This is a genomic window from Anaerobiospirillum sp. NML120449, assembly GCF_023051105.1.
GTDB lineage: Bacteria > Pseudomonadota > Gammaproteobacteria > Enterobacterales > Succinivibrionaceae > Anaerobiospirillum.
Window position 1 is genome coordinate 232,421 of the sequence record NZ_JALKIL010000002.1, and the last position, 6,940, is coordinate 239,360.

A 6,940-nucleotide genomic window follows, 5' to 3' on the forward strand; every position below is an offset into this window, starting at 1 on the left:
CCATAGTTATGATTACAGCCGGTCAGATCCAGGGCAGAACATAATCATCAGGGGTTAACCATCATTAGGGCCTTTGCCGGCGGCTTGTGATGCTGTTGAGCTGTCGGCATTGATGTCCCAAAGGCGGCCATTCCACTGTCCGGCAATCTTTTTGGCTGCAAGTATGCCCATCAATACGGAGTGGTCCATATTGTTGTACTTGAAGCTGCCATTGCGTCCAATGAAGTGCAGACCGTTAATGGCATCTACATGACCAATGATTTCCTTGAGTCTGGATGCATAGCCATCGGTGTAGACAGGGTAGCTGCGGTGGACGCGGTGGACTGCGCCATCGAGTATTGACTCAGGGGTGAAGATTCCTGTAGCAATGGCATCGGCTCTGGCCATTTCGACAAGCTGCTCATCTGGCATATTCCAGATTTCATCGTCGTTATTGGCCCAGTACTCGAAGCACACTACATGCTCTTTCTGGCCTTTCTGCATGACTGCAGACCAGTTGGCCATGTCGCACATACGTCCTGAGCGCACGACTGGAGAGTGGATGTAAAGCCAGTTGTCTGGAGGGAGATCCTGGGAGCCAGGATTGATTTTCAGATAGACAAGAAGGGTGTTGCGGTATTTCAAATCAGAAGTAAGACCGCGGATGTCATCAGGAAGAGCGCCGATGCTGGAGACAAGATCGGAGAAGTTACCGGAGGAGACTACATAGTCATAGGGGATAAAAGTGCGATCGGCACTTTGGGAGTGAGGAGCGTTTGTAGCAATGTGATCAGCTACAGGAGTGGTTTTCTGGACGTAGATGCCCTTTACCTGGTTATCTCTGCAGGAGATTTCGCTTATATAAGCGTTTAAAGTCAGTGTACCCCCCCCCCGCTACGCATAATTCGTGCCAATGTGTTGTTCCACATCTGACCGGCACCTTTGGCAGGGTAGATAAAGGTGGATACGAGGGTGCGTTCTTTCTTTCCGCGATCAGGGATAAATGCTCTGATAACAGCCTTGGACAGGTTCAGGGTTCTGATGCGTTCACGGGCAAACTGATCGCTGAGCTCAGAACACTTGATGCCCCACAGCTTCTCAGAATAGGTCTTGAAGAAAATCTCATACAGACGGTGACCAAAAGCATTGGATACCCATGCCTCAAAGGTAGGTTCCTTACGAGGGAATAAGGTGCTTTTGGCGTAGCTAAGTACGCACCTTGCAGATTCCAGCAGACCCAGCTGAAACAGGGCTTCAAAACCCCTGAGCGGATAGGAGAAGAACTTGCCCTTGTAAAGGATGCGGCTGAGTCGTTCTTTATGCACAGTTTCACTGCTGTCCAGATTGCCGGCCCAGAAGTCTTTTACCAGAGGTTCATCTGTATGGAATCTGTGGGGGCCCAGATCCACTGTCTGTCCCAGGATTTCGCAGGAGCGGGCCATGCCGCCGACTGAGCCGCTCATCTCGTAGATGTCGACTTTGTAGCCAAGATCAAGCAGTGTCTGGGCGCAGGCAAGACCGGCAGGTCCGGCACCAATGACGGCAACTGCTGGTTTTGTGCTTTCCGGGCTGTTGCTGCATCCGTTCTCTTTGCAGGTATCCTGAGAGCTGATGCTGTCGTTATTTGTACAGTTATTGCTCATATTATTGATAGATGTTGATTTTGAAGGTTGCTGACAGGAAATCCATACAGCTGACACAATTATAAGGGTAACAGGATCTTATGACGGGTATCAGCATATTTCTGACTGGCTTGAGACCATCAGATGCGAGGATGCTGTATCCTGAAAACAAGCCTGATTTAAGTGATTCTGCATAGATATGTCGCGACATTATACGCAATAACCTGATGACAGGATAGCGCAAAAATGCGACAAAAAAGGCATACAGCTGCGATTGTCTCTGACCTGTGCTCTTTGCGGTGCACTTGTGCGGCAGCTCATGGGACCGCGACATACCAGACAAGAGATTCTGATCATGTCCTGCTGGGGCGGCACGGGCTGGCCGGGTAGTGATGTGGAGCAGTGCAGGCGGGCCGGGGGCGGGCGCTTTCGTGATATAATTGCGCTTTGCTGCTCATTGCAGGTCAGATCACCTGATGGATGGTGTCCCTGTTGAGCATTCGTGGAAACTGTTTTTTTCGGAGACTTCAATGTCAGAGCAATTTGCTGTCATTCTCATGGGTTCAGACTCTGATTTGCCACTGGTTAACAACACTCTGGACGTGTTAAAGAGCCTGGAGATTAAGTTTGAGGTGAAAGTAGCTTCTGCTCACCGTACCCCTGACGTAGTATCTGACTACGTTCAGGACTGTGAAAAGCGCGGTGCTGCCGTATTCATCTGTGCTGCCGGTCTGGCTGCTCACCTTGCCGGTGCTGTTGCTGCCCGTACTACCCGCCCTGTAATTGGTATTCCTGTTGACGGTGGCCCATTAAATGGCGTTGATGCTCTGTACTCCACTGTAATGATGCCAGGCGGTATCCCGGTAGCTACCGTAGCTGTTGGCAAGGCTGGCGCCAAGAACGCAGGTTACCTCGCTGCCCAGATTATGGCCCTGTGTGATAAGGCTCTTGATGAGCGTGTTAAGGCCAACCGCAAGCAGGCTGCTCAGGAAGTTATGGACAAGGATGCCAAACTTCAGGCAAGCCTGGACAAGTAATTTGCCAGCCTCAGGGTCTCAGCTTTAAAGACAGTCCTGATTAAGACTAATGTCCTTTATAAAGCATATTAATCATGGGTACTGTCATGGGCCCATCCAGCCTGCTAATCAGATTGAGCAGGTGCCTGACGACCTGAGGCAATCAATACTGTATTATCTGCCGTTTTTTTACGGCAGCAGTTAAACAGGGAGAGGGCTGTCCTTACGGATAAGCCCTTTTCTTTTGCAGGAAGCAATATGAGCACACAATCACAGCAGATTATTTCTCCTGAAGAGCCTTTATCTGAGCAGACTCTTGCCCGTCTTGATGGGGCTGCAGCCGTGCTGCGCAAGGGCGGAGTTATTGTCTGTCCTACCGAGGGCATCTACGGGCTGTCAGCAATGGCTGATAACAAAGAGGCTATTGAGCGCATTATCGCCATCAAAAAAAGGAATGAGTCCAAGGGGCTGATAGTAGTCATTTCTGATATGGAAATGCTCAATGCCGTGGCCGACATTGATGCTCTTGATCCCGGTGCCCGCGTGATGGCAGAGCAGCTCTGGCCTGGTCATGTGACTATTGTGCTGCCAGTTAAAGCCGGTATTAATCCTCTGATTACAGGCGAGCACGATACTGTAGCCGTACGTCTTACTGCCTTTCCGCTGCTGCGTGAACTGTGCCGTCGCGCCGGTGGTGCAATTGTCTCAACCAGCGCCAATATTTCAGGTCAGAGCCCGCTCAGTACAGTAGAAGAGCTGCACGATGCCTTTGATGACCTGGTAGATTACGTGCTTGAAGAGCCATGTCAGGGACGCAACCGCCCAAGCCTGGTTATTGAGGGCCGCTCAGGCAACATTCTGCGCAGCTGACAGGGCAGGCGTCTGGGACAGCTGCCCCTGGTCAGATGAGCACTGTCGGCAACACCCCTATGCAGCGTTGCACGGCTGGTGGCGGCAACATTCAGATCTGTACCAGCAATACAGCCCTGTATCAGCAATGCAGCCCTGTACCAGCAATACAGTCCTGGGCCTGCAATACAGCCCTGTGCCAGCAATACAGACCCGTACCGGAAGTACGGCACTTTGTGGCCTTTTCCGGGCTTAAATCAGCTGAAAACAGCTCTTTATGCGTGTCAAAAGGGCCCTGAATAACGATCATTGTCGCATTTCCTGTAATATATCTGTGTGCAGTGGGGGTGCACCTGATACACAGGGCGCGACTTGATGGTAAATTATTCATTTAAGCACGATATATTGCTCAAAATACTGAAAGGTTCTGCACTTACTGTCTTTTAAGTTTTAGATAAGCTTCTGGCAGATGTACGAACTGAAACCGATTTTTCTCAGTGCCCTTGCATATTAAGGAGCTGGCTATGCAGTACAAGCTGGCCGTGATAGGCTGTCCTGTTGAACATTCCCTTTCCCCTAAGATTCACCGTCACTTTGCAGCTGTGCATGGTCATGATGTCAAATATGACCCGCTGCTGGCACCACATGTTTTTGCCCAGACAGCTGACGAGTTTTTTGATGAAGGCGGTTTTGGCTGCAATGTCACCGTTCCTTACAAGCTCAATGCCTACGAATATGTAACTGAGCTGACTCCAAGAGCTCAGCTGGCCCGATCTGTTAACACCATCAAGCTTATTGGTGAAAAGGACGGTAAGCGCCAGTTTCTGGGTGACAATACTGACGGCTATGGTCTGGTTTATGATCTGCAGCGTCTCAATGCTCCCCTTAAGGACGGTCATGTTCTGATTCTTGGTGCCGGCGGATCCTGCCGAGGTATTGTGCCCTGTCTTGCTGATCCGGCTCTGGGGCTCAAGGCTATTACCATTGTTAACCGCTCCTCAGTGAAGGGGCGCGAAATAATCGATTTCCTGCGCGCCAACAGACAGGATCTCAGCCCGGATCTCCAGCTTGAGTCCATTCGCTACGATAATCTTGATCCTTTCAGGGATTACAACATGATTATCAATACCACCTCACTGTCTATGGAGAACAAGCTCCCTCCTCTGCACAAGGATCTGACTGCAAACTGTCCTTTTGTGTACGATCTGTTCTACAACAGAGAGGGGGATACCATATTCACCCGCAGCTGCCGAGCCAGTGGTGCCGCAAGCTGTCATGACGGTCTTGGTATGCTGGTGGGACAGGCTGCCCTTGCCTACGAGCTGTGGACAGGAGTGCGTCCTGATATCGAAAAGACCCTCAACTATATGCGCAACTACCTGATTAACGGCTGACGCAACTTCCGACTGCATCTTAGCAGTCGGAACGGTACAAGCATTCCGGGACAACACTGTCCCGGACCACCTCTACCTGCCTGTCATCTGTTGCAGCTGACAGTCATGACCATACCATGCCGTATCAGGACTGATCTGCACCTGCCTGTCATAAGTTTATCCAGCCATGCATAAGCTCTTTTTATACGCCGAAGCGGCCCTTGCCCCTGCAGTAGAGAACTCATGGACTGAGGCCCTGCAGATACTGCAGCCCCTCATCCATGCTCAGCCAGCCAGTGGGGGTCAGGATGGCCTGTCAGGCACAGCTGCAGCGTCTGCAACAGTTCCAGACAATATAGACCAGGTGGTGGTACTTGATGAGCACGGCTATAACGAGCTTATGGCATCAGCACGCGCTGGAGGCAAGCTGCTGGCAAAGCACGGACCTGAGAGTTTTGCCTCATCAGAGTATGCCTCTGTCTATCATCCTGATGATGTACTGGTCAGTTATGACAGCAAGGGAGCAGGACTTACTGTGCTCTCACAGGTACAGATGAAGCCGTTGATTCTTGATTTCGAGCTTGTGAGCTACCGTCAGCGCCTGCTGCGTGGCGGCCGTCAGAAGGAGGCTGTTGCCCGTGCAGTTATGTCCGGTCTTGAAGATGGCGCCTGTGTTTTTGATGCAACTGCCGGCCTTGGTCGTGAGTCCATGATTCTTGCCCATGCTGGCGCTGCAGTAACAGCCTTTGAGCGTCAGCTGCCGGTATGGCTTATTCTCAGAGACGCCCTTAACCGTGCTCAGGGTTCACGCTATTTTCCGTTTGCGCTGCCAGTACTGCACAGCCGTGGCACGATAAAAGATTATGCAGGCGATCTGCGCCCTGAGGTTATTTACTACGACCCGATGTTCCCTGAGCGTGGTGGCAGTGCCCAGGTTAAAAAGGACATGTTCGTCTTCCAGCAGGTTATTGGCGAAGACAGGGATACCGAGCTTTTCCTGGAAGCGGCTTTGAACATGGCAGTACGCAGAGTGGTGGTTAAAAGACCATCCTACGCTCCACCGGTTACAGCAGCTGGCATTGAGCGCAGCTACTTTGTCGATGGCGGCCAGTGCCGCTTCGACTGCTACAGCATCTCAGAGCTGTCTGCCCAGCAATAAGTACTCACCAGTTCCAATATTCATGAAAAAAGCCCCCAAATTGGGGGCTTTTTTCATGCCACAAGGCTGAAATATGGGGTTTTTGAACAAAGTGACTTAGTGATAAAGACACTGTCTAAAACAAATAAGGAAATGTTTAGTCTTTTGTCACGCTCACTGCAGGTTAATCTCATATGCTCTGAAACGACGAAACCCCTGACCGCATGGTCAGGGGTTCCGGAGGCTCTGCAGAGCGCTGCAGGCTCTGCAGGTAGCATGTGCTGTTTAATTAGCCTAACAGTGACAGGCCCAGCTGAGGACGGGTGTTAGCCTGCATCAGCATGGAGCTAGCAGCCTGCTGAATGATGGACTGCTGGGACAGATTTGCGGACTCTTCGGCGAAGTCTGCATCGCGAATTCTGCTGCGGGCATCAGCCTGGTTGGCAGAAACGTTTGCCTGGTTACGAATAGAGCTCTCCAAACGGTTTTGGATAGCGCCCAGGCCTGCACGTTCAGAGTCAATCTGTCCAATGAGTGCATCCATAGCCTGAATGGCAACTTCAGCGCCACCAGCCTTAGAAAACTGGATAACCTTATTGGTCTTATCGTAGAACTTGGTGATATCAATGGTGTTACCACCAGCACCACCACCAGCACCACCAAATTTCTTACTTGCGTCTGCAATACGGGTAAAGTGAGCGTTGGCAATATCAAAGGAGATGGCATCACCCTTATTGGCACCTACCTGCAATGTAAGCTGGCCTACAGATGCCAGATTACCCTGTAATAAACCAGTGTCCTTACTGCCGTCGAGGATCAGTGCGCCACCGAAGCGAGTCTGACCGGCAATACGGTCAATTTCAGCAACCAGAGCAGTGGCTTCTTTAGAAAGGGCAGCCTTGTCTTCGCCGGTGTTGGTGCCATTAGCAGCCTGGACAGCCAGAGTACGAATCTTCTGGAGCA

At 51.2% G+C, this 6,940-nt stretch carries 8 protein-coding genes; 5 read left to right on the plus strand and 3 right to left on the minus strand.

Annotated elements, in window-relative coordinates; all coding sequences use genetic code 11:
* Positions 1 to 54: 54 nt before the first annotated feature.
* Positions 55 to 504 (minus strand): hypothetical protein, encoded by a 450-nt coding sequence (locus tag MXE41_RS01510; RefSeq protein ID WP_247099108.1) that lies wholly within the window; start codon positions 502 to 504, stop codon positions 55 to 57.
* A 33-nt stretch (positions 505 to 537) separates the two neighbouring features.
* On the opposite strand from MXE41_RS01510, the gene MXE41_RS01515 reads away from it, so the two are divergent.
* On the plus strand, positions 538 to 852 hold the full coding sequence (locus MXE41_RS01515; RefSeq protein WP_247099109.1) for a hypothetical protein: 315 nt from the start codon (positions 538 to 540) through the stop codon (positions 850 to 852).
* Positions 853 to 854: 2 nt separating this feature from the next.
* On the opposite strand, the gene MXE41_RS01520 is transcribed toward MXE41_RS01515, so the two are convergent.
* Entirely contained in the window at positions 855 to 1,622 is a 768-nt protein-coding gene (locus MXE41_RS01520; protein WP_246976122.1) for an NAD(P)-binding protein, read from the minus strand.
* Positions 1,623 to 2,131: 509 nt separating this feature from the next.
* Between MXE41_RS01520 and purE the strand changes: the two genes are divergently transcribed.
* The 4 genes from purE to MXE41_RS01540 all read left to right on the plus strand — a co-directional run bounded on the left by purE (position 2,132) and on the right by MXE41_RS01540 (position 5,998).
* Complete coding sequence (gene purE, locus MXE41_RS01525) at positions 2,132 to 2,638, plus strand: 5-(carboxyamino)imidazole ribonucleotide mutase (RefSeq protein WP_247099110.1); 507 nt, start codon at positions 2,132 to 2,134, stop codon at positions 2,636 to 2,638.
* 237 nt (positions 2,639 to 2,875) lie between these two features.
* Positions 2,876 to 3,487 carry an L-threonylcarbamoyladenylate synthase gene (locus MXE41_RS01530; protein ID WP_247099111.1) on the plus strand — a complete coding sequence of 204 codons (612 nt, stop codon included), beginning with the start codon at positions 2,876 to 2,878 and terminating at the stop codon, positions 3,485 to 3,487.
* A 503-nt stretch (positions 3,488 to 3,990) separates the two neighbouring features.
* Complete coding sequence (gene aroE / locus MXE41_RS01535) at positions 3,991 to 4,860, plus strand: shikimate dehydrogenase (protein ID WP_247099112.1); 870 nt, start codon at positions 3,991 to 3,993, stop codon at positions 4,858 to 4,860.
* A gap of 166 nt (positions 4,861 to 5,026) precedes the next feature.
* Positions 5,027 to 5,998 (plus strand): class I SAM-dependent methyltransferase, encoded by a 972-nt coding sequence (locus MXE41_RS01540; RefSeq protein ID WP_247099113.1) that lies wholly within the window; start codon positions 5,027 to 5,029, stop codon positions 5,996 to 5,998.
* A 268-nt stretch (positions 5,999 to 6,266) separates the two neighbouring features.
* Here MXE41_RS01540 and MXE41_RS01545 read toward each other — a convergent pair.
* Positions 6,267 to 6,940, minus strand: a 674-nt coding sequence (locus tag MXE41_RS01545) for a flagellin (protein WP_247099114.1), incomplete at its 5' end; no start/stop codon positions are given.

Bases quoted from the DNA above. Each gene is read 5' to 3' on its own strand.
- MXE41_RS01510 (WP_247099108.1), bottom strand. From the start codon at position 504: ATGGCCAACTGGTCTGCAGTCATGCAGAAAGGCCAGAAAGAGCATGTA.
- MXE41_RS01520 (WP_246976122.1), bottom strand. From the start codon at position 1,622: ATGAGCAATAACTGTACAAATAACGACAGCATCAGCTCTCAGGATACC.
- purE (WP_247099110.1), top strand. From the start codon at position 2,132: ATGTCAGAGCAATTTGCTGTCATTCTCATGGGTTCAGACTCTGATTTG.
- MXE41_RS01530 (WP_247099111.1), top strand. From the start codon at position 2,876: ATGAGCACACAATCACAGCAGATTATTTCTCCTGAAGAGCCTTTATCT.
- aroE (WP_247099112.1), top strand. From the start codon at position 3,991: ATGCAGTACAAGCTGGCCGTGATAGGCTGTCCTGTTGAACATTCCCTT.
- MXE41_RS01540 (WP_247099113.1), top strand. From the start codon at position 5,027: ATGCATAAGCTCTTTTTATACGCCGAAGCGGCCCTTGCCCCTGCAGTA.